Source organism: Luteolibacter sp. AS25, from assembly GCF_046736275.1.
Taxonomy (GTDB): Bacteria; Verrucomicrobiota; Verrucomicrobiia; order Verrucomicrobiales; family Akkermansiaceae; genus Luteolibacter.
This window is the reverse complement of the sequence record NZ_CP151837.1, coordinates 1,302,516-1,324,714: the sequence shown is the minus strand read 5'-3', so window position 1 is coordinate 1,324,714 and position 22,199 is coordinate 1,302,516. Positions and strand designations below refer to the sequence as shown.

Sequence of the window (22,199 nt, the reverse complement as noted above, 5' to 3'; positions counted from 1 at the left end):
TTTCATACAGGGAAATCGAAAAAATCAGAGGCCTCCGCGAATCTTCTTCGCTAGCTGGCCCAGCGCATCATTCATTGCCACAATCCGACCTGACATTTCACCACCTTCCAGATCCTGGCGGATCGCCACGGTAGTCCGGAAAGCCTTTGGCGTAGCGTCCCCACCTACAATTGGCTGCAATTTCCAAGTGCATTCCAGCAACAGGTTTCCATCGGGTTGAGGATCAAAGCGCTCAATCCTGATTTCCAGCAATGAGTCATATTCCTTGGTGATAAAATTCGCCGATGGCTGAATATTCGTGGAGCCGGTAAGTCGACGAAGATTATCCGCGATCACCCGCGTGATCCCCGCATCCAGTGGCTCTGCCCAAAGATCATTTTCATGCACCTCCAGCCGCCCGTCAGCAGTCCGTGTGATGAGCTCCACCCGCTCCAGATATGGAGGCAATGATGGTCGCGCCACCGCCACCGCCGGTTTCGAGGCAGTCGGCGTCCGGGACGAAAACGGTGAGTCCAGAAGATGTCTGACAGGATCATCCTCCACCGGATTTAATAGCGAACAGGAAGGCATCAGGCACAGGCCCAGAAGTGTTAGGAAAAGTCGTTTCATCGGGATTCTTTGCCGCGCAGCAGCGTGTTCGGGTTCCTTTTCAGATCGTTCGTCAGCTCACGAAGCGCGCGCGATGCGGTTTCGGTCTCATGAAGCAGTGTTTGGAAATTCAATAACATCGGCGATCTCGGGTCGCCCACGTTTGCCATTTCCTCCGCCGCCCTTTCGATCTGTTGCAAACTCTGCTTTGTGCTCTCCGCCACTTCTTCAATATCATTCAAAAGAGGATCAAGATTCGTATTGGCTTTCTCACTCAGCTCCCTCACCTCCACCAGGGTTGCATCGAGATTCGCCAAGGCACTCGTTAGACGATCATCCCCCGTGAAGCCTCTCACATCGCTGGTGATTGCCGTCAGGTTTTCATTGATCTCCCGCAGATCCAGGCTTTCGATTTGTTCGTTCGCTCTCTTCAGAACATCGCGCATCTCCTTCATCACCCCCGCCAGGTCCAGATCGTTGATCTTCTTCAGTCCATCCGAAATCCCGGCAATCAACTCGTCAATCTGCGTCGGGACGGTCGGCACCACCGGATACTCCATGTTTCCTTCCGATTGATAGGTGAAACCCTCGCTACGCGGTAGAATATCGAACTCCACATATAGCTGTCCCGTCACAAGACTCTCCTGCTTCATCCCTGCCCTCAGCCCCTTCGCCACCCATCTGGCCACACCGTCCCTCGTGGCGAGATCCACCTCGCCCTGCTGGCTTCCGGATACATTTCGTAGATCCTTGTCAGTGAGCTTCACCACCACCGGGATGATTTTCCGGTTTTCCAATGTATCAATGATAACGTTGATCGAGTCCACGCTTCCGATCTTCACCCCGCCGAAGCGGACATCGGATCCTACCTGCAGCCCGTAGACACTTTTATCGAAGTATAGCAGGACCTTGTGGTTCTTTTCAAAAAACTGCCCCGCTCCCAGCATGACCACGGCCACCCCGGCGATCACCAACCCCAAAAGGGTGAACAGACCGATCAATGTTGAATTTGCTTTTTTACTCATCGGTCGTCTTTCCTTTCTTCTTCCATCTCGCCCCGCTTCAAGAACAGCCGGACGTTGTCATTTTCCGAGCTATCCCGCAACACCTTCGGGTCACCTTCTGCTCCCTGCGTCCTCGTCGAGGTATCGAGAAATACCGAATTGTTCGCGATCGCGAAAATACTGGCGAGCTCATGGGTAACAATCACGAAAGTGGACCCCAGCGAATCCCGCAGCCTCAGGATCAGCTCATCCAGCCGCTGGGAACTGAGCGGATCCAGCCCCGCCCCCGGCTCATCGAGAAATAGGATTTCCGGATCCAGCGCCAGCGCCCGGGCAATCCCCGCACGCTTGTTCATCCCGCCGCTCACCTGCGCCGGATAATAATCGTCATATCCGGAAAGCCCCACCAGCGAGAGCTTGTATCGCGCAAGATCCAGCCGCTCGCTTTTCTTCAAATTAGTATGCTCCTCGAGCGGCATCGTAATGTTTTCAGCCAGAGTCATCGAAGACCATAGCGCGCCGGACTGATACATCACTCCGAACTTTTTGATCATCTCTAAACGCCCGCTTGAATCAGCTGCGGTAAAGTTCCGCCCTTCATACAGCACGGAGCCCTCGCGCGGCTCTTTCAGACCGATCATATGGCGTAGCAGCGTGCTTTTCCCGCAACCGCTCCCACCCATGATCACGAAGATGTCTTTCTCCTGGATTTCGAAATTCAGATCCTTCATCACCACGAAACTTCCGTAGGCCATCGTCAGATTCTCTACGGAAATCTTTGCATTTCCCCCGTTATTCGCCTCTTTCCTCATATTTCCAAAATCGTGAAAATTACCGCGAACGCGGAGTCCAGCACGATGATCATCGTAATCGATGCCACCACGGCCTTGGTCGTCGCCTGCCCCACCGCAGCGGAACTACCCCCGGAATTCATCCCCTGCAGACATCCGCTGATCGCGATCGCCACGCCGAAGAACAAACTCTTCATCACACCCAACGATGCCTGCGTCATATCAATCGCAGTCAGCATTTCCGCCCAGAAAAGCGATGGAGGTATCCCCACCCCGGCTCCCACCAGCATTCCTCCCAGAATACCTACAGTATTCGAGTAGATCGTCAGAATTGGCATCATCAGCACCAGTGCGAACACCCTCGGAAGCACCAGATAGTCGAACGGATTGATACCAAAGGTCTTCAGCGCATCGATCTCCTGATTCGCGTTCATGCTTCCGATGTGCGCGGCAAACGCCGCTCCCGTCCGGCCGCTCATAATGATCGCCGTCATCATCACACCCATCTCCCTCAGCATCGCAATCCCAACAAGGTCCGCGACATACAGACTCGCCCCGAAGTTCGCCAACTGCACATTTCCCACGAAAGCTAGAATCATCCCGATCAGGAAACTGATCAGAGAAACAATCGGCAGCGCCCCGATCCCGCATTCCTGCACCGTCACCCAGAAATCGGATGCGCGGAACCTGGCTTTCCCTACAAAAAATCTCCCCGTCGCCAGAACCGTATCCCCGGTGAACTCCAACACCAGCATCAGTGACTGCCAAAATTCTGTCGATTTCTTCCCTAGAAATCGCAAACCGTGGACCTCATCCTCCTGTCCCTTGGCATCACTCCGTTCCGGGACCTTGAGCGCCAGCTCCATCAGACCCTTGAGATCCTCCCGCATTCCCTCCACCGATGGCTCCCCCTCGACATCGGACTCCCGCAGCTTGCGCAAAAGATACGCAGGCAGACTGGAATCGAAACCTCCCAGATCATCCGTATCGAAGGTTTCCGGCCACCCGGCCTTCTCGTTGCCCTCCATATCCACAGTTTTCCCGGTCCTCCATTCCCCGGAAACTTTTAGCGATATTGCACCGCCCTCGTCGTTCCACACCGCTTTGGGCGATTCACCGTTTTCCTTATAAGACGATTTCATAAATCCCGACCCCGCAGAGCCACTGACAGTTTCTAGGGAAAGCACAACGCGGACCCCAGACAAAAAAAGAGTCGGCAGACAATCGTGGGGGGCGATGTCTGCCGACTTAAGCTTCTTTGGGGAACTGTGTTTGGGGGGGAATATCAGATCCATCGGGCTTTGCTAAGCCTGGCCGTTTCTTGCTGACGGGCGCAGTTATACGGAAACAAATTATAGTTACAACCACATAATTGAATATTTTGAAAATATTTCCAATTATAGCGGACAACACCAAAAGCGGCCACCACTCGGTGGCTAAACTTTTAATTACCCGCTGTCCCTGCTCCCACCTTTCTAAATATCTTTGCAGCACATCCGGAACAATCGACCTCTGCCTACTGCCGGATAATCACGGGGATATCCACTTCTCTCAAATCATTTGAACGCTGTATATCCTTATAGAACCTAGGATATCTGAAATATTTCACGAGAAATCACGAACAATAAATTATTCGAAACCTTCTGAGATTAGGGAATTGGACCAAGTGTATTCAACCGGCTGGATCCGGGGGAAATGAATTCATAGATTCGTTGGTATCGAACAATATCGCCCTCTTGGTTTAGCGAAGATGAAACCACATCCTCCTTATTTTGGTTTTCTTAAGTAACCTCAAACGGCAATACCTAATAACTCACCAGACCTATAGTAGACCAACCCAAAAACGGACATAAAAAGAGTCGGCAAACAATCGGGGGGGCGATGTCTGCCGACTTCTCTTTCCTTGGGGGGAAACTTTCGGGGGGGGGAAATCAACTCGACTCGGCTCTGGGGGGAAGTGCCTCGTGTTGTCGACGGAGATACATTGCCACAAATAACCGACGTTCACCATTACGTATACGCGTATTTTATAAAGCATTTTGCAATATGCTCCATCAACCCAAAAACGGACACATACATTTTCTGAAAACTGTCTCACTCCCCCATAAAGACGGAAAAACATCGGCATCTTACCATGCGACCAAGAAATCGAAGGTAATCGTGTGGAAGGTTAAATTCATTTGCACACTGCTGACGACCATGCCCCGACGCAAGAACTCTAACAACGCGCTCATTCCTTATAGAACAAAAGAAATCGGCAGACAACCTTTGGGGGGAGTGTCTGCCGATGGAACCTTTGGGGGCACTACGCTTCGATCTCGGGGGGAAAGATCTCTGCATTGGGGGGAGTGTCAGATCAATTCAATCAGGGGGGAGACCGTTTCTTGCTGACGGAGATACATTGCCATAAATTCTGGTGCTTTCACATTACGTAATCACGTATTTCTTTATTAGATAACAAAAATATCTAAAAAGCCGGGATAGCGCTAAAAATATACCCGACCACCCCAAAACCGGACAAAAAAAGAGTCGGCAGACAATCGGGGGGGTGATGTCTGCCGACTTGAGTTCCTTGGGGGGAAATTCTTCGGGGGGAAGACCGCTCGATTCAGTCATGGGGGGAAGACTGCTTCTTGCGAACGGGGATACACTGCCACAAATATTTTCATCCGACTACTACGTGATCGCGTATTTTATAACTTATTTTCAGCTATTATCGACCAACCCAAAACCGGACACCGTGCACCGGTCACGAGTCTGCACGACCAACTTTAAAAAGTCTCACCGCGAAGAAGAACCTCACTTCCTCATCCTGCGAACAGTTCGCATAAGCTTGGGAGGAATCAGCGGCGCTCTAACACTACTCCCCGAACCGCAAATTGATCCGGAATCACCAGAACCCTTATACTACCAACAAAAAATCGGCAGACAACCTTTGGGGGGAGTGTCTGCCGATGGCACCTTTGGGGGTATTATACTTCAATCTCGGGGGGAAGATCTCTGTTTGGGGGGAGTGTCAACTCGATCCGATTGGGGGGAACTCGTTTCTTGCTGACGGAGATACATTGCCATGAATCACTCGCTATTTCCATTACGCGAACACGTATTTATTTATAAAAGGTTAAAAAATCCCGAGAATCCTCACTAGCTGAAAGAATATACCCGACCAACCCAAAACCGGACAAAAAAAGAGTCGGCAGACAATCAGGGGGAGATGTCTGCCGACTTGGTGTTCCTTGGGGGAAAAACGTTTATTCGGGGGGATGTTCCCAGAGAATTTCTGCTTCGGGGGGAAAGCTAGTTACGCTCCGGGGCGCGGAACCTGACAGAGCTTATTGAGAAATAAAACCACAAAATTGAGTTTTCATGAAAATTTTGCAGGAAACCCTGCGAAATGCGTCCCAACCTCTTGCAGAATCGAGATTCCCAGCCTAAAAAGATTTCTCGTGCCTCCATCAGAGTCCACCAAAACCTGGCTCCGCAGTGCTATCAACCAGCCGGAATTCAAAAATCACCTGGCCCCGTTCGCCAATAGTGAAGGCCCCGTCGTGTTCCATCATGCGGAAGAAGCGTCACATTCCTTCTTCACCGCACTCGCCTGCACGGCCTCTTCCGACAAAGGGAGAAAGCGCCAGTGGATCATCCATGAGTCCCCGCGGCAGAGGGAGCGCCTAGCTGCCGAGCTTGATCTCTGGGGCATCACCGCACTTGTTCTGCCGGATTCCCCGCTCAATCCCGAAAACGACCTCCACGAAATCCAGGATCCCGAAACCGCTGCGGAGTGGTTTGCCATCCTCGAAACTCTCGCCACCACGGATTCCTTCACCATCCTGTGCGGCACGGATTCATTTTCCCAATACGCCCCCTCCCCGCAATCCCTTCTCTCAAACCGCACCCACCTGAAGCCCGGAACGGACCTCGATCCCACGGACTTTTCGGAAACACTGAATAAGCACGGTTACGAGCGCCAGCCAACCGTCACCGCACGCGGCCACTACGCCATCCGCGGCGGTATTCTCGATCTCTTTCCATTCCAGTCTGCCCGCCCGCTCCGCCTTGAGTTCTTCGATACCGAGCTGGAGTCCATCCGCGAGTTCGATATCAACACCCAGGCTTCCACCCGGAAAATCCCCGAGACCGATCTCCTCCTTACAGAGCCACCCGCTGTCGCCACCATCGCGGACTACCTTGAGAAAAACGACACTCTGATTTCAATCAGCGCTGAGCCTGTCGAAAAGGAAATAGTGGCTGATGCGTCCCGCAACAGTCCGTGCAATCGGCGTCCTGCCGATTTCCTGATCACAGAAAACTCCGGGGAGACTGGTAGTGAAGAAGACTTCACCCTCGCCGCCTACGCCTCCCCCCTTGGCACCTTCGATGCCGGAGACTTCGTCCTCGACGAGCTCCGCCGCGAATCCTTCTTCCGCCAGCTAAACGAATGGCAGCGCGACCAATGGACCATCGGCATCGTCTTCTCCACCAAAGGCGAACTCCAGCGCTTCACAGAACTCTCCGGAAAAGACCTGAAACGCGACCTAGGCCTCACCCCCGTCCTCGGCGAGCTCATCTCCAGCTTCACCCTCCCCGCCACAAAACTCGCAGTCCTCTCCTCCTCCGAACTCTTCGGCCGCTACCGCACACCCGGCGCCGCCCGCCGCTCCACCGTCGAAAAAGCACGCGTCATGCGAGCCCGCGCCACCCTCGACGACATCAGCGAAGGCGACCTCGTCGTCCACTACGAATACGGCATCGGGAAATTCAGAGGCATCGCCCAAGAAGACGAAGGCGAAGAACTCCAGATCGAATACAAAGACGGCTCCATCCTCTCCGTCCCCCTGGAGCAAGCCCACCTCATCGGAAAATACATCGGAGTCGGCGGCAAAACCCCCGACCTCAATAAACTCGGCAACGCCACCTGGCAGAAAAACCGCAAACAAGCCGAGAAATCCATCCTCGACTACGCCGCCCGCCTCCTCCGCATCCAGGCAGAGCGCGAACACGACCAAGGCCACGCCCACCCCCCAGACACCCGCTGGATGTTCGAGTTCGAGCAAAGTTTCCACTACACCGAAACCCCCGATCAGAAACAGGCCATCATCGATACCAAGCACGACCTAGAGTCCCCCCAGTCCATGGATCGCCTCATCTGCGGAGACGTAGGATTCGGGAAAACCGAAGTCGCCATCCGCGCCGCATTCAAGTGCATCACTGGCGGCAAACAAGCCGCCCTCCTCTGCCCCACCACCGTCCTCGCAGAGCAACACTGGCGCACCTTCCGCGAGCGCTTCTCCGACTACCCCATCCGCGTCGATCTCCTTAACCGCTTCCGCAAACCCTCCGAAGTCCGCGCCACCATCGCCGGCCTCGCAGACGGCTCCGTAGACATGGTCATCGGCACCCACCGCCTCATCTCCGGCGACGTCGCCTACAAAAACCTCGGCCTCGCCATCGTAGATGAAGAGCAGCGCTTCGGCGTAGCCCATAAGGAAAAATTCAAAGACCTCTTCCGCCAGATCGATGTCCTCACCCTCTCCGCCACCCCCATCCCGCGCACCCTCTACATGGCACTCATGGGCGCGCGAGACATGTCCACCATCGATACCCCCCCGCCCAATCGCCTCCCCGTCGCCACCACCGTCACCGCCTACGATGACCGCGTCATCCGCGATGCCATACGCCGCGAAATCAAACGCGGCGGCCAAGTCTTCTTCCTGCACAACCGGGTCAAGACCATCGAGATGGTTCATAAGAAAATCAAAGAACTCGTCCCCGAAGCCCGCGTCCTCGTAGGCCACGGCCAGATGGACAAACAGGACCTAGAAACCGTCATGCACTCCTTCGTAAACCACGAAGCCGACGTCCTCCTAGCCACCACCATCATCGAGACCGGCATCGATATCCCCAATGCCAACACCATCCTCATCGACCGCGCCGACCGCTTCGGCCTCGCCGATCTCTACCAGCTACGCGGCCGCGTCGGCCGTGCCGGGGAAAGAGCCTACGCCATCCTACTCCTCCCCCGGGAAATGATCACCCAAGGCGATGCGCGGAAGCGCATCCACGCCATCAAGCAATACACCGCCCTCGGCTCCGGCTTCAAAATCGCCATGCGCGATCTCGAGATCCGCGGCGCGGGCAACCTCCTCGGCACCAAGCAATCCGGCCACATCGCCCAGATCGGCTTCGATCTCTACTGCCAGCTCCTCCGCCAATCGGTAGACCGCCTGAAAGGCAAACAAGACCCAAGCCTCCAGGAAACTACCTTCAAGGCAGACTTCATCGTCCCCACCGAGACCCAGTGGGTATCCAAGGACGAAAAAGCCGAAATGCTCCCCGCCTTCATCCCCACCGCCTACTTGAGCGATGCGAAACTCCGCATCAACGCCTACCGCGAGCTCGCCGAAGCCAACACCCCCAAGTCCATCACCGCCCTCGAAAAGAGCTGGCAAGACAGACACGGCCGCTTCCCCCACCCCATCAAAAACCTCTTCACCATCGCCCGCATCAAAGCCGAAGCCGCCTCCAACAAAATCACCTCCGTGGAGCTCTCCGCCCAAAGGCTGATGCTGCAGAGAAACGGCAGTCCGATTCTGATGGATGGTTCACGTTATCCTAGGCTCGCGAAAACAAAACCGGGGGAGAAGCTGGACGAGGCGCTGGAGATGCTAAAAAACTTCTAAAGCCTCTCCCATGAGGAGCAGGTGCGTCCTCGCACCTTGAGTTCAAAGTGACGTCCCCGCCACCTTAGGAACCCTTGCCCAACAACGGGTGAAGACACCCGCCCAAACCCAAGTCGCAATGACGCACCTTCTCCAACCTCAGCTTTCACCGCTGATCGCATACAATCCGATGAAAAGCTGATTGGAACCCTTGCGAATTATCCGGTTTGCAGGCGTTCGACTAATACTTTCCTCACGTATTGTCCGCGTCAGATCAGGAGAAATTTCGTTCCACGGCCGCCACACCCTCCTCAGTCCCCCCTCCAGACCGTTCCTTATTTCCATCCCTCACGCCGAGCCATAGCCTGCGCCTCACCACATGCTTGCCCCCACCGCACTCCCCATCTGGAAAATCCAATCCGAAATTCTGCGCACCCTACAATCCGGCAATCGCCTGGTGCTCGTCGCGCCCACCGGCTCAGGCAAGACCACGCAAGTCCCACAAATGCTACTCGATGCCGGGATCGCGGACGACAAGATGATCGTAGTGCTGCAACCCCGCCGCGTCGCCGCCCGCACAGTAGCCACCCGCGTCGCCTCGGAGCGTCAGGGAAAACTCGGCGCTGAAGTCGGCTATCAAATCCGCTTTGACGATCACACCAGCCCCGGCACACGCATCTGCTTTGTCACCGAAGGCATCCTCCTACGCTGGCTCCAGGATGATCGCACACTGAGCAAAATCGGTGCAGTCGTCTTCGATGAATTTCACGAGCGGAACCTACTCAGCGATGTCGCACTCGCCTTGGTGAAAAATTTGCAACGAACCCAGCGCCCCGATCTGGCCATGCTAGTGATGTCCGCCACCCTCGATGCCGAACCCGTCGCCGAGTATCTTGACCAGTGCCCCATCCTCATTTCCGAAGGGCAAAGCTATCCAGTGGAAGTCGGCTACCTCCCCCTCCCCGATCAGCGCCCCATCACCGCGCAAGCCGCCGAGGCAGTCGAGCGCATCATCCACGAAAACGCCCCCGGCGACATCCTCGTCTTCATGCCAGGCCGCGGCGAAATCAACGGCACCCTAGACGCACTACGAGGACTCAAAACGCGAGAACGAGTAGCCTGCATCCCCTTACACGGAGCACTAGAGCCACAGGAGCAAGACCGCGCCTTTGCCCCGAACACCCTGCGCAAAGTCATCGTCGCCACCAATGTCGCCGAGACCAGCATCACCATCGACGGCATCTGCCACGTCGTCGATAGCGGTGTCGCCCGCGTAGCCCGCTACGATGCTGAACGCGGCATCGGCACCCTCCTGCTGGAGCCCATCAGCCAAGCCAGCGCCGATCAACGCAAAGGCCGCGCCGGCCGCACTGCCCCCGGCACCTGCCACCGCCTATGGACCGCCATCGGACACAAAAGTCGCGAGGAAAGAAACACCCCGGAAATCCAGCGCAGCGACCTCGCAGAAGTCGTGCTCCTACTCCACTCCCTCGGCATCCGGGAAGCCGCCACCTTCGACTGGCTGGACAAACCCGATACCCAAGCCGTCGAGCGAGCCGAGCGCCTGCTCACCATGCTCGGTGCCTTACAAAATACAGAACTCACCACCATCGGCCGCCAAATGCTGCGCCTGCCCATGCACCCGCGCTACTCACGCATGTTGATCGAGGCCAGCCAGCGCGACTGCGTGCCGGACGCCGCCCTCTGCGCCGCCCTAGTCAGTGGTCGCGACCTGCTCACCCGCCTGGATCGCGATGATTCCAGATCCCAGGCCACCCGCGAAACATTCGAGGAAAGCGAAGACTCCGACTTCATCACCCTCATGCGCGCCTACGATTTCGCCCAGGCAAACCGCTTCAACTTTGATCGCTGCCGCAGCCACGGCATCAACGCCCAAGTCGCCCGCCAGGTAGAGGAAACCTACAAACAAATCCTCCACGCCGCCCACCAGCAGCGCCTCTACGACCGCGATGCCTCACCCTCCATCCCAGCAAAAAACGACCAAGCCCTGCTGCGCTGCCTCATGGCCGGCTTCGTCGATCAACTCGCCAAACGCCGCGAACCCGGCAAGCCCGCCTGCGATCTCACCGAGCAACGCCAAGGCCAGCTCGTCCGCGAAAGCGTAGTGCAAGACGCCCCCTACTTCGTAGCCGCCAATTTACACCAGGCACCCTCACGCGGCTCCACACCACTGACCCTACTCAGCCTCGCCACCGCCGTAAAACCCGAGTGGATCGCCGAGATGTTTCCCCAGCATCTCACCACCACCGTCGAGCACCTCTTCGATGCAAAAAACAAGCGCGTCGCCGCCATGAAACTCGTGCGCTACCACGATCTCGTCATCGAGCAGAAAGCCCAGCAACGCGACCTCGATCCCGTAGCCAGCGGCCGCTGCCTCGCCGCCGCCCAACGCACCGGAGCCTTCGATCTACCCCTCATGGATCATCGCCTGAAACAATTCATCGCCCGCGTAGATCTCATCCACGCCACCCTCCCCGAACTCGAATTCGCCCCCTTCGATGATGCCGCCATCACCAGCTGCCTAGCCCACGCCTTCAAAGGCCTCTCCTTAGTAAAAGAAGCCCAAGCCACCCCCCTCATCCCCGCCTTCCACCGCCATCTGGAAAAAGGCCAGATCGACTGGCTCAACGAACTCCTCCCCCCCTCCATCCCATTTCTCGACGGCCCATCCCTGAAAATTTCCTACCAAAACGGCTACCCGGAAACTCAAGTAAAAATCCAAGACTGCTTCGCCCTAAAAGAGCACCCCACCCTCTGCGAAAACCACCTCCCCATCCACCTAAACCTCTGCGACCCCAAAGGCAAAAAGATCGCCACCACCACCGACTGGCCACACTTCCTAACCCGCGAATGGCCCAAGCACCGCCCCGCCGTAGCCAAGAAGTTCCCAGGGCACGTTTGGAGATAATGGAGAGCCGTGCTTTCAGTCGGCAGCAATGTCCCACCAAAGAAAGCCACCAAATGGATCTGTGAGACCCTCACCGAACGGTAAAACTGTTAAAATGCAGCACCTGACCCGAATGGCACCATCCTCATCGACAGAGCCGATCGCTTCGGCCTCGCCGATCTCTACCAGCTCCGCGGCCGCGTCGGCCGTGCCGGGGAAAAAGCCTACGCCATCCTCCTCCCCCTGGAAATGATCACCCAAGGCGATGCGAGAAAGCGCATCCACGCCATCAAGCAATACACCGCCCTCGGCTCCGGCTTCAAAATCGCCATGCGCGACCTCGAGATCCGCGGCGCCGGCAACCTCCTCGGAACCAAGCAATCCGGCCACATCGCCCAGATCGGCTTCGACCTCTACTGCCAGCTCCTCCGCCAATCCGTCGACCGCCTGAAAGGCAAACAAGACCCAAGCCTTCAGGAAACTACCTTCAAAGCCGACTTCATCGTCCCCACCGAGACCCAATGGGTATCCAGAGGCCAGAAACCAGAAATCAGAGACCAGAAAGATAAGAAAAAACCCACACAACCCCAGCCTTCGCGCCTTAGCGACTTAGCGATTCAAAATTTTTCCGAACTCCTCCCCGCCTTCATCCCCACCGCCTACTTGAGCGACGCCAAACTCCGCATCAACGCCTACCGCGAGCTAGCCGAAGCCAACACCCCCAAATCCATAACTTCCCTCGAGAAAAAAAAAAAACTGGATTGACCGCCACGGCCGCCTCCCCCACGCCGTGCAAAACCTCTTCACTATCGCAAGAATCAAAGCCGAAGCCGCCTCCAACCAAATCACCTCCGTGGAAATTTCCGCCCAGCGCCTGATGCTTCAGAGAAACGGCAGTCCGATTCTTATGGATGGTTCGCGGTATCCGAGGCTGGCAAAGACCAAACCTGCAGACAAACTCAATGAAGCACTTGAAATGCTGCAGAACTTCTAGATCTGCCACTTCATCCGCCTGGAGCCAGAAATCTTGACCCTGATAGTATCACTGGGTGAATCCTCCCTTTTCCATCACCCCCGAAATCCTCCGATTCGTTGGCGAGATCGAGAGACTCATCGGGCGTATTGAAGGGATCGAACAACCATAACCCCATCTCCGCAAAGCCAATCGTGTCCGCACGATCCAAGGCAGCCTGGCCATCGAGGGCAAATACACTCGATCTCGATCAAGTCACCGCCTTACTCGACGGCAAACGTGTTATCGGCCAGAAAGAGGAAATCCAGGAAGCTTTGAACGCCATTGCCACCTACGACTCCATGGCAGAGTTCGATCCCTTCTCTACCGAATCTCTTCTTGAAGCCCATCGAATCATGATGGATCAGCTCATTCCATCACCCGGGAAATGGAGATCCAGTAACGTTGGTATACTGAAAGGCTCAGAAGTCAGCCATATCGCCCCGAAAGCAGATCGAGTCCCCCATCTCATGGACGATCACTTTCGCTTCCTGCAAATCGAAGGATCAAATCCACTCATTCATTCCTGCGTTTTTCACTACGAACTAGAGTTCTTAGATACCTTCACCGTCCCTTCCACCGGAACTGTCGAAGCCAAACAAGCTTTCGATTTCCTCGCAGGTGATTTCGAAGATGCCCTGCAAATTTCCGCAGCCATTGCTAGCAAAGCCGATCACATATTGACCAACGATATTAGCGGTTTCAGCAATCCCCCCATTTCAGTCCTTTCTCCCAAAGACTTTCTTTTGCTGTAATGTAGCGAAGACTGAACCCGAATGCCATGGGATGAAGCTTAGTACTGTCGAAAAATGTTAAAATGCAACACCCGACCCCATTTACAGACCCCATTTACATCAAGCTTGGCTCCCCATGGGAGCAGCATTACGTAGAGAGCTCCGTGATGGACTCTTAAACCGGGAGATTTTCTACAGCTTGAAGGAAGCGGAAGTGTTCCTGGAATCATGGAGACGCGAATATAATTCAGAACGCCCACATAGCTCGCTTGCCTACCAGACACCCGACGAGTATGCAGAAGCGTAATCAACAGAGTATGGGGCTGCCCGCTCCATGCCCCAGCAAGATGGTGCCCGCTTGACGGCATCCGCTCTATATCCTAAGCAAAAAACTTCGCAGGAACTCTAGTTCAAAACTGCCCAACAACTGGGGGTCGGGCCACTGCTTAAACTCGGGCCCTTCCTCAGAGATGCCTTGTTGAAGTTTTGTTTCGGTGATTAAAGTGGGCCAACGAGAAGTGGATCCGAGACATTAGATATGCCGCTGCCAATTCTAAACGATGGCCATGAAAAATTTTCAGATAAATAATTTACCGCAAAAAATCAACGTTGATGGCCGATTTGACGAGACGTGTAAGATGGAGATCAGCTCAAAATCTTTGAAAGCAATTAGAGAAGGAAGACTAAAAATTCAAATACGGCAGCATGGAAAAGAAAAAAATATATCAAACTGTTTTATTTCTTTGTCAAGTTTATCTGGAAATATTAGTATATATTTTAGTAGTGATAATTCTAGAGTTATCTTCGAAGAGGGTAGCCGTGGCCGTTATGATTTAAGGCTATGGAGGGAAAGCAGAGTGAAAATTGGGAGAGATACAACGTCAAATGGGATTAAGATCGTTTGTAAAGATTCAGAATTTTTGTGCGGAAAGGATTGTATGTTTTCGGACGGAATTCTTATTCAGTCTGCGGATCAGCATGGGATAGTAGATCTGTCGACTGGATTGATCGTAAACGGAGACCGAACCACAGTAAGCTTAGGAGATCACGTTTGGCTCGGGAGACAAAGTACGTTGACAAGTAAAGCTAACGTTGGTTCAGGCAGCGTTATAGGAATGGGTTCAATTGTAACGAAGAGCTTAGAGGGAAATGTTCTGGCTGCAGGAATTCCGGCAAAAGTGATCAAAGAAAATCATACATGGTCTCGATTTTCAATGAAACTTGACGATTATTCCGCTTCAATCGTGGACGGTGATTGTTATCCAGATAGCCAAAGATCTGCTGATCTGTGACATATCTATTCTGCATCGCACTTTGGTGTAAAAGACACTTACCAAGCGAATTGACTATATGATCAGAACCTCACTCTATCTTCACCGGCGCGAGAGGGGCCGTCGGGTCGAAAATAAACAGCTGATAGTTCTCATTGGGCGATGTTTGGGTTAAGTGTTTAAGCTGGACTTAGTCCATAGGAAAAATTAGGGTGGATTATACCAGAATATGCTGCATGAAACCAAGACTTATCATACCAGTTGGAAGTAATTGCTTACCCAGAACTATTCCAACCCGCTTTGGACTTAAGAAAACGAAAGCTGAGGGTGAAATTACTTATCCCTTTGACCTGGCTGTTCATCCTTATAATGCGGTCTGTAACCTTCTTGAAAATGACTTTATGGACTACGTGAATCCGGAATTTCTACGGATTTCCGAAGATAACACAATAATTAATATTAAATACGGGATAAAATTTAATCACGAATCAGTCAAAGATCGATAATTGTTCTTCTCTGCAAACGATTACGAAAACCAGTCGAAGTCTATACGAGGCGAGTGACCGAACTGAAGAATCTCCTGGAGGATGATGTTAGAATTTTATTTATCTCTAATCATCCTATTTATCCCATTAGGCTTTTGAGAATCATTGAGAAATTGTATCCTAAGTTATATTTCAGAATCCTAGCTATCAATACGTTTGTTCCACATATCAAGAATTTCCAAAAACAAGTCTTGAGGCATTATAAGACTATTGAAGACCCGAGTCCTAAGATTGACTTCCGGATGCTTCCCGCCCCGACCTCGAGATATATTTGGTTCAAGGAGCAGTTCTATACATATCGGCTCGGAATACTGAATGGGGTCATACTGAATGGGGTCAGGTGCTGCATTTTAACATTTTCGCTATTCAGCGAATCATTGAAGAGTTGGCGCGTCCCCGCGCCTTGTGTTCGGAGTAGCGTCTCCCACCTAAGGTAAAGCATTCTTTGCTCCGCGTGGGAACACTACAATAACCCCGCGGCGGGACGCTTTTAGTCTGCAGTTCTCCCGGACTGCGTGCAGTGGTTCCAAGTATCGCGAGGGCGGCTCAACAGAATTGCGATGAACATTCATTCTTTCTTGATTATCAAGTGCCCCATCTCCACAAGTCGCGCAGCTAATCTACTACCTAGAAAATGAAGATTTCACTTTGTGCCCTGGCAGCCATTCTTGCCACTTCAGCTCCGACTTTCGCTGCGGTTTACACGTTCAGCTCCACGGCAGGCAACGGGACTCCTGTGCTGACCACTACTGAGAGCGGGGTCACCCTTACCGCGACGTCATCCGCGCTATCCGACATGAATATCAGTTCTGGCTTTTTGGCACCTTCTCAAATCGGGGCCGGTGCCACTTGGAGCATGACGTTTTCCTCCCCCATCGCGATCACCTCCTTTCAGATCGGTGAATTCACAAACATTAGCGACGGGGCAAATTATGTGTTCACCCCATCCAGCGGGACCGCCGTGACAATCGCGGACAATTCCAGTGCGCTCGCGGGAGCCGTCGCCACGTTGAATCCCACTGACTGGACTTCTGTAACCGGTGTGACCCTGTCCTACACCGGATCGAGCAACTGGCGAGTCGGTATGGACAACATCAATTTTACCCCAGTACCGGAGTCATCAACTGTTAGCGCTCTGGGAGTATTTGCTCTCACTCTTGCTGCATGGCGTAGGCGCTCCTGACTCTCGCCGGGTGTGGATAGCGATCGCGCACGACCTGCCTTGTTGATCGTCCTCTTTTGGAAGGAAGTGTGTAGTTAGCAGTGATTGACCTCAATCACTAGTCAGCAGTCCGGGCGGGAGCAATCATCCTAGACGACCTTCTCCCAGTCCACCGCCTCCTCTAACTCATCCTTCTACGGGTTACGACGAGGCCGAAAGCAGCTCCACAAGCTAGGGCGCTGCGGACGAAGGCTCGGGAACCGGCGCGAGCGAAGTCAGTACCATCAAGTCTGAACTGCCGCCATCTGCCTTAAGGGTGAATTCTACTGATCCGTTCGGAGCCGGGGAAGCACCGAAGAAATTGAAGTCGGCGAAACCATTCTGCCCCACGATCTCCCGGGTAAAATCCAAGGCTTGAGTCGATCTAAAAGAAAAATTATTAAAGTCGCTTTTGGTGAATGTTCCGTTACCTGAGACGGCTCCGGATACAGTCATAGTAATGCTCTCCAAATGACTTGTTCCGAGAAGAATAAAATCCCCCGTAAGAGAAGAAGTGTCCATCGAGATCGTTACGTGGGCGGTCGCCGAGCTCCCCGAATAGGTCGCGTTATACATTGAGGCAGCGGCTTCGGAGCTTTGGGCGAGTGATACACTCAGGATAGTGAAAAGAGCGGTAACTTTTGCTAGAGTGTCCATAATGCGATCGTCCTAATAACTTCATACTTACCTAATATTAACCTAAATTTACCAATAAGCAGTAAAAGCAGCTTCCTCGGCACCCCTCCAATCCGTAAACAGGGTCAGGTGCGAATGGCACGAGTTTAAGATCGGTTACTGCCGGAAAAAGAAGACGATAAGCCAGTCTGTATATGGGGTCAGTCCCCACAAGGTAACACTCAAATAGCTTACCTCACTCTTGGATCATCCTTTTCAGGGAAGAAATGTGTTAGTTAGCGGGAACTGACCCAATTATGACCACAGTTATGCCGCAGGCTGTGGAAAGTTTCTCGCGTATGCCGTGATCATCGCCATCGCAGGGTTCAACAGCGGGTCTGAAGAAATCTTGAAACAGCTGAAGGACCCGATAGGTCGGCACTTGACGTTCGATCTTTGCAATGCAGCTATTAGATAATGGGAATGGCCAGTTTCTGCCTTATACTCTGAGCCTATGCCTCGGAGGGCTGAAAGTGCTATTCTGTGAAAAAACCGAATCTACTTATGAAAACTCGTCGTCAATGGATGGGTGCCGCGCTTGGCACCGGCACCGCCCTAGCCCTCGGACCTCGATTTTTGCGGGCTAGCGAGAGCGAGAACCCGGATGAAGCTCCGAAGCAAGACACGCTGCTCCAACGTGCGATTCCTTCGAGCGGCGAGATGCTTCCGGTGATCGGTCTCGGGAGCTCGGCCACCTTCTCGTCGACCGCCGGCAGCGAGGACCACGCGGCTCTGAGCGAAGTGCTCAAAGTGATGACAGATCGCGGCGCAAAGGTCTTCGACACTGCGCCAAGCTACGGTGCGTCGGAAGAAGTCGCCGGTGAAATCGTCGAAGAACTGGGTATCGCCAGGAAGATGTTCTGGGCCACCAAGCTGAATGCTGCGGGACGCGGGGGTGGATCCGCCGATCCGGCTGCGGCTCGCGCGCAGATTGACGCATCATTTGCGAAGTACAAGCAACCTAAGATCGACCTCATCCAAGTACATAATCTCGCGGATGTCCCGACACAGCTCGGCATTCTCAAGGAGCTGAAGAAGGAGGGGCGAGTTCGATACATCGGCGTAACGACTACCCGCGAGGGACAGTATGGGCAGCTCAAACAGATCATGCGCAACGAACCGATCGACTTCATCGGCATCGACTACGCCATCGACAATCGTAGCGTCGAGGACGAGATCCTCCCACTGGCGCAGGAGCGAAAGATTGGTGTGCTGGTCTACGTTCCGTTTGGGCGGACGAGTCTTTTCCGTCGCGCCGAAGGCAAGGAGTTGCCGGAGTGGGCGAAGGAGTTCGACGCGAACAGCTGGGCGCAATTCTTCCTCAAGTATCTGGTTGCGCATCCAGCCGTCACGGTCGTCACGCCCGCGACGAGCAAGCCTAAGAACATGATCGACAATATCGGAGGTGGCATCGGTCGGCTACCCGACGAGGCCACCCGCAAGCGCATGGCCGCCTATGTCGACGCCCTGCCCGCTGCACCCGCCCGGAGGCGTTGAGGCGAATCGGCAAAACCTTGGCTGGGTCGTGAGACGTTATTTCGACCGTCTTTGGGGTCACGTCTTTGGGGTCAGATGCTGAATTTTAACATCATTGCGATTTAGCGAACTTTAAGATGCGTCGCCGCACCTTGAGTTTCCAGTGGCGTCCCCGCTGCCCGTTAACCAAGACACCGAGGAGACGAGACTGAGGCGGATCAGTTTGTCAAATAACCTGCAACCAAAGAGATTTGTGCAGTGACCCTACTTCCCTACCTGGAGTAATTCTTCTGCACTTTTGAGATCATTTTCGAATCCGGAGCTCATTCGTTCAACGCCCGCGGTATCATAGTCTGGATGTTATCCGCTGTCCGTTCATGGCCTAAAGACTTTCGCTTAGCTGTCCGTAGGGATTGACTGGCGGATCGACGGCTGGAGTGAGGCAATCTGTCCCCCTCCCCTGGATTGTGCATTGAAGTGTGGGTTTCCAATATGGGGATTCTCTTTCAAACGCTCAGAATATGTAGAAGGCTTCATGTCGACCTCCTGCTTACCTGATCCTAGGTCAAGGGAGGTTCGAGAGAAAGAGATGTCACAAACCCACAAAGAGACAAGTCACTCGCTGTTGTACCGTGCAAGGAACTTGGGCGATGAAGCTGCATGGCAGCAGCTGAGTAGTCACTACGAGCGGTTTATCCGATACGTGCTCAAAGAGCTCGATGTGAGCCCAAGCGATCTCGATGACGTTACACAGCAGACGCTCATCGTGCTGATGCGGGATCTTTCGTCCTATGATAGGGATCGTTCCCGCTTCCGGACATGGCTTAGGCGCGTGATCCGTAGCACCGCCTTGATGCATTTCCGCAAGCGCGACAGCCAGAAGACCAAGATTGCCAGATACGAAAATGAACTTGCCTGCGCCGACGCGGAGCATTCGCCCGAGATCGACAAGTTCATCGAGGCCGAATGGGAGCTCTATGTGACGGGCATCGCAATGGAGCGGCTACGGAAGACATTCACGAGAAAGATGGTAAAAGTTCTCGAACTTGATCTGCGGGGTGTCCCGACCGTTGAAATTTCCGAACAGACGGGGTTGGAAGTTTCCTCGGTCTACACGCTCCGGAAAAGGGTGAAACAGAGACTCCTGACTGAAGTCAGGACGGTAATCAGGGAACTCGAAGGATGAGTGACGCTTCCGATGACAGGGAATACCGGGCAGATCAAAGCCTTGTGGGTATCTATAGGCTGGCGGACGAGCTGGATGCCGAGGGATTGGAGATCCTGTGTCCCGGATATACAGGACTTGCTGCTGTGGAAAAGCGCTACACGGATGAGAATTTGATCGGAAAGGGTGCGCTCAAAGAGATCTATCGCTGCTACGATAGAAAAACGAAGCGCCTTGTCGCATTGGCCAGGCCGCGAGCGGATCTGGGGCCGGACTGCTATGATGATTTCGTGCAAGAGGCTTGGCTGGTATCCTCCCTGAGGCACCCGAATATTATCAAGGTCCACGACGCAGGTGTCGATTCCGACGGGCGACCGTTCTTCACGATGGATCTGAAGGGAAACACCACATTGAAGGATCTGGTCAAACAGTCTGCGGGGCGCCGTGAGATGCTGACAATTTTCCTGAAAATTTGTGACGCTGTGGCTTACGCACATTCGGAAAAGATCATCCACCGGGATCTGAAACCGGAAAACATCCAGTGTGACAGCTTCGGTGAGGTTCTGGTCTGCGATTGGGGACTTGGGAAATCCATAGGAAAGACTGAGGCGGAACTGCTGCCCGATGAGTCCGCTGAATGGATTGCGAACAGGAGCCTGACATTGCACGGAGAGATCAAAGGGTCTCTCGGCTACATGGCCCCCGAGCAAATCCTGAAGGAGATGCCTGTAGACGAGAGGTGCGATATCTTTGCGCTCGGGTGCCTGCTCCACTTTATCCTCACAGGTTCAGCTCCATTTTCCGGAACCAAAGCTGAGATTTTCAGGAAAACAACAGAGTATCGGCATCGCTCGATCCGTAAGCTCTTCCCGGGGGAAAATATCCCAAAGGGTCTGGAGGCCGTGACGCTCAAGGCAATAGCCAGGGAACCGCTGCAGCGCTACGAATCCGTGACACTGCTGCAGGCGGATATAGGCCGATATCTTTCTGGCCGGACGACCAGCGCCGAGCGACCTAGTCTATTCAGAAGAGGGAGGCTTTTTATCCGAAGGAACAGCACGCCTTTTACCATCGCGATGGTTGCGATTCTGATCATGTCCGTCACTGGTGTGTCGTTTTTGAATCATCTGCGCGTAAAGGAGCTCGAAGCTCAGCGCGTAAAGGATCTGAACCTGTTACTCAGCTCGGAATTCAGTGATCTAAGCGCGGAATATGAAAATCTGGTCGTGCAATCTGAAGAGCCCAAGCAGGAATTGGCGAACAGGCTGCTCATGCATGCGATCAGGAAGAAAACCTCAGCCTTGTTTACCAGCCCGGTGGTGCCGTTTCGCGAGATCGACCAGATATTGGATCGCGTTCTCGTCTTGGATCCCGGTTCCCCTGAGGGACGGTTCCAATACTTCAGCAACCAGTGCATCAGGCTCAATTTTGCAGAGGCCCTCAGGAACCCGCCGGATCCAAACCATAGGAATGCCAGTTACATGAAAATGGCCAGTGCATTCCCGGATTTCAATTTCTCCGAGAACAAGCGCCCGAGCATTGGGGAACTATCCCGTTTTTTCCGGGAGGTCGTAGTAATCGATCACCACCACGCGGCCCTGATGACAGCGATCCTGGTTTATGACTGGGAGGCCAGGAAGGACAGGACAGGATATGCAGAGGCGATTGGAGCCGCTTTCGGGAGCTTGTGGCCAGCCAACGCGGGCGTTTCATCTGATTACCTGGCAGAATCAGATGAGCTCGTGATCAGCTCGACGGAAGAAAGTTTTGCCGAGCCAAGACGTACCCGTGGAGGAGATTTTATCCTTAGGTTGCTCGATGTGGACAAACTCGTCCTCAAGGTGGATGGCAAGTTTGATCTGAAGTGCCTGCAGCGCGCGACTGTGAGGCAGCTTGATGTCTCTGCCCTTGGAAAGCCGAAACTTGATAAGCGCATGATCATCAATGGGTTGGAATCTGTCGTAATACGCAAGGATCAGCTAAAAGCAGAGTGGTTGAAAAAGCTGATTACCTCCGACGGGCTATCCAGGCCAGAGGTGATCGTTTCTGAAAAATAGCGCAACCACAGGGATTTTTCTGCTGGCATACGGTCTCTTGGAACGAATTTGAAAAAAAAGGGGCGTTGCTGTCCCAATCGCGAAAGTCGCGGCACATACCTGTCTAAGGGTGC

At 53.7% G+C, this 22,199-nt stretch carries 17 protein-coding genes and 1 pseudogene; 12 read left to right on the top strand and 6 right to left on the bottom strand.

Features of this window, described 5'->3' with window-relative positions:
• Window positions 1-24 precede the first annotated feature (24 nt).
• The 4 genes from AAGA79_RS06140 to AAGA79_RS06125 are packed head-to-tail and all read right to left on the bottom strand — an operon-like array spanning window position 25 to window position 3,525.
• Window positions 25-609 (bottom strand): membrane integrity-associated transporter subunit PqiC, encoded by a 585-nt coding sequence (locus AAGA79_RS06140; protein WP_411827895.1) that lies wholly within the window; start codon window positions 607-609, stop codon window positions 25-27.
• Complete coding sequence (locus AAGA79_RS06135) at window positions 606-1,613, bottom strand: MlaD family protein (protein ID WP_411827894.1); 1,008 nt, start codon at window positions 1,611-1,613, stop codon at window positions 606-608. The genes AAGA79_RS06140 and AAGA79_RS06135 overlap by 4 nt, the downstream gene beginning before the upstream one ends.
• Entirely contained in the window at window positions 1,610-2,404 is a 795-nt protein-coding gene (locus AAGA79_RS06130; protein ID WP_411827893.1) for an ABC transporter ATP-binding protein, read from the bottom strand. Before AAGA79_RS06130 ends, AAGA79_RS06135 begins: the two co-directional genes overlap by 4 nt.
• The gene (locus AAGA79_RS06125) at window positions 2,401-3,525 is read right to left on the bottom strand and encodes an MlaE family ABC transporter permease (RefSeq protein ID WP_411827892.1); all 1,125 of its coding nucleotides are present in this window, start codon (window positions 3,523-3,525) and stop codon (window positions 2,401-2,403) included. Before AAGA79_RS06125 ends, AAGA79_RS06130 begins: the two co-directional genes overlap by 4 nt.
• Window positions 3,526-5,829: 2,304 nt before the next feature.
• Here AAGA79_RS06125 and mfd point away from each other — a divergent pair.
• Both mfd and hrpB read left to right on the top strand, forming a co-directional pair.
• Window positions 5,830-9,063, top strand: a complete 3,234-nt coding sequence (mfd, locus tag AAGA79_RS06120; RefSeq protein WP_411827891.1) for a transcription-repair coupling factor — start codon at window positions 5,830-5,832, stop codon at window positions 9,061-9,063.
• A gap of 358 nt (window positions 9,064-9,421) precedes the next feature.
• A complete protein-coding gene (hrpB, locus tag AAGA79_RS06115; RefSeq protein ID WP_411827890.1) occupies window positions 9,422-11,971 on the top strand; it encodes an ATP-dependent helicase HrpB in 2,550 nt (849 codons plus the stop codon).
• Window positions 11,972-11,986: 15 nt separating this feature from the next.
• Here the strand turns inward: hrpB and AAGA79_RS06110 are convergent, their stop codons facing one another.
• Complete coding sequence (locus AAGA79_RS06110; RefSeq protein ID WP_411827889.1) at window positions 11,987-12,211, bottom strand: hypothetical protein; 225 nt, start codon at window positions 12,209-12,211, stop codon at window positions 11,987-11,989.
• Here AAGA79_RS06110 and AAGA79_RS06105 point away from each other — a divergent pair.
• The 7 genes and pseudogenes from AAGA79_RS06105 to AAGA79_RS06075 all read left to right on the top strand — a co-directional run bounded on the left by AAGA79_RS06105 (window position 12,200) and on the right by AAGA79_RS06075 (window position 16,695).
• Window positions 12,200-12,715 (top strand): hypothetical protein, encoded by a 516-nt coding sequence (locus AAGA79_RS06105; protein WP_411827888.1) that lies wholly within the window; start codon window positions 12,200-12,202, stop codon window positions 12,713-12,715. The two genes, AAGA79_RS06110 and AAGA79_RS06105, sit on opposite strands and share 12 nt — an antisense overlap.
• A 25-nt stretch (window positions 12,716-12,740) precedes the next feature.
• On the top strand, window positions 12,741-12,944 hold the full coding sequence (locus tag AAGA79_RS06100) for a hypothetical protein (protein WP_411827887.1): 204 nt from the start codon (window positions 12,741-12,743) through the stop codon (window positions 12,942-12,944).
• Window positions 12,945-13,117: 173 nt separating this feature from the next.
• Window positions 13,118-13,717 carry a Fic family protein gene (locus tag AAGA79_RS06095; protein ID WP_411827886.1) on the top strand — a complete coding sequence of 200 codons (600 nt, stop codon included), beginning with the start codon at window positions 13,118-13,120 and terminating at the stop codon, window positions 13,715-13,717.
• Between the two features lie 95 nt (window positions 13,718-13,812).
• A pseudogene (locus AAGA79_RS06090) lies at window positions 13,813-14,003 on the top strand (integrase core domain-containing protein); the annotation flags it as partial.
• Window positions 14,004-14,256: 253 nt separating this feature from the next.
• Entirely contained in the window at window positions 14,257-14,988 is a 732-nt protein-coding gene (locus tag AAGA79_RS06085; protein ID WP_411827885.1) for an acyltransferase, read from the top strand.
• 215 nt (window positions 14,989-15,203) lie between these two features.
• Window positions 15,204-15,473 carry a DUF1796 family putative cysteine peptidase gene (locus AAGA79_RS06080; RefSeq protein WP_411827884.1) on the top strand — a complete coding sequence of 90 codons (270 nt, stop codon included), beginning with the start codon at window positions 15,204-15,206 and terminating at the stop codon, window positions 15,471-15,473.
• Window positions 15,474-16,146: 673 nt separating this feature from the next.
• Complete coding sequence (locus tag AAGA79_RS06075; RefSeq protein WP_411827883.1) at window positions 16,147-16,695, top strand: hypothetical protein; 549 nt, start codon at window positions 16,147-16,149, stop codon at window positions 16,693-16,695.
• Window positions 16,696-16,905: 210 nt separating this feature from the next.
• Here the strand turns inward: AAGA79_RS06075 and AAGA79_RS06070 are convergent, their stop codons facing one another.
• Window positions 16,906-17,370, bottom strand: a complete 465-nt coding sequence (locus AAGA79_RS06070; protein ID WP_411827882.1) for a hypothetical protein — start codon at window positions 17,368-17,370, stop codon at window positions 16,906-16,908.
• Window positions 17,371-17,892: 522 nt separating this feature from the next.
• On the opposite strand from AAGA79_RS06070, the gene AAGA79_RS06065 reads away from it, so the two are divergent.
• The 3 genes from AAGA79_RS06065 (at window position 17,893) to AAGA79_RS06055 (ending at window position 22,086) form a co-directional block, all read left to right on the top strand.
• On the top strand, window positions 17,893-18,885 hold the full coding sequence (locus AAGA79_RS06065) for an aldo/keto reductase (protein ID WP_411827881.1): 993 nt from the start codon (window positions 17,893-17,895) through the stop codon (window positions 18,883-18,885).
• A gap of 568 nt (window positions 18,886-19,453) precedes the next feature.
• Window positions 19,454-20,050, top strand: a complete 597-nt coding sequence (locus AAGA79_RS06060) for an RNA polymerase sigma factor (RefSeq protein WP_411827880.1) — start codon at window positions 19,454-19,456, stop codon at window positions 20,048-20,050.
• The gene (locus AAGA79_RS06055) at window positions 20,047-22,086 is read left to right on the top strand and encodes a serine/threonine protein kinase (RefSeq protein WP_411827879.1); all 2,040 of its coding nucleotides are present in this window, start codon (window positions 20,047-20,049) and stop codon (window positions 22,084-22,086) included. The genes AAGA79_RS06060 and AAGA79_RS06055 overlap by 4 nt, the downstream gene beginning before the upstream one ends.
• Window positions 22,087-22,199 lie beyond the last annotated feature (113 nt).

Coding starts and splice junctions, on each gene's coding strand:
- AAGA79_RS06140 (WP_411827895.1), bottom strand. CDS start 609: ATGAAACGACTTTTCCTAACACTTCTGGGCCTGTGCCTGATGCCTTCC.
- AAGA79_RS06135 (WP_411827894.1), bottom strand. CDS start 1,613: ATGAGTAAAAAAGCAAATTCAACATTGATCGGTCTGTTCACCCTTTTG.
- AAGA79_RS06130 (WP_411827893.1), bottom strand. CDS start 2,404: ATGAGGAAAGAGGCGAATAACGGGGGAAATGCAAAGATTTCCGTAGAG.
- AAGA79_RS06125 (WP_411827892.1), bottom strand. CDS start 3,525: ATGAAATCGTCTTATAAGGAAAACGGTGAATCGCCCAAAGCGGTGTGG.
- hrpB (WP_411827890.1), top strand. CDS start 9,422: ATGCTTGCCCCCACCGCACTCCCCATCTGGAAAATCCAATCCGAAATT.
- AAGA79_RS06105 (WP_411827888.1), top strand. CDS start 12,200: ATGATCACCCAAGGCGATGCGAGAAAGCGCATCCACGCCATCAAGCAA.
- AAGA79_RS06085 (WP_411827885.1), top strand. CDS start 14,257: ATGGCCATGAAAAATTTTCAGATAAATAATTTACCGCAAAAAATCAAC.
- AAGA79_RS06080 (WP_411827884.1), top strand. CDS start 15,204: ATGAAACCAAGACTTATCATACCAGTTGGAAGTAATTGCTTACCCAGA.
- AAGA79_RS06075 (WP_411827883.1), top strand. CDS start 16,147: ATGAAGATTTCACTTTGTGCCCTGGCAGCCATTCTTGCCACTTCAGCT.
- AAGA79_RS06070 (WP_411827882.1), bottom strand. CDS start 17,370: ATGGACACTCTAGCAAAAGTTACCGCTCTTTTCACTATCCTGAGTGTA.
- AAGA79_RS06065 (WP_411827881.1), top strand. CDS start 17,893: ATGAAAACTCGTCGTCAATGGATGGGTGCCGCGCTTGGCACCGGCACC.
- AAGA79_RS06060 (WP_411827880.1), top strand. CDS start 19,454: ATGTCACAAACCCACAAAGAGACAAGTCACTCGCTGTTGTACCGTGCA.
- AAGA79_RS06055 (WP_411827879.1), top strand. CDS start 20,047: ATGAGTGACGCTTCCGATGACAGGGAATACCGGGCAGATCAAAGCCTT.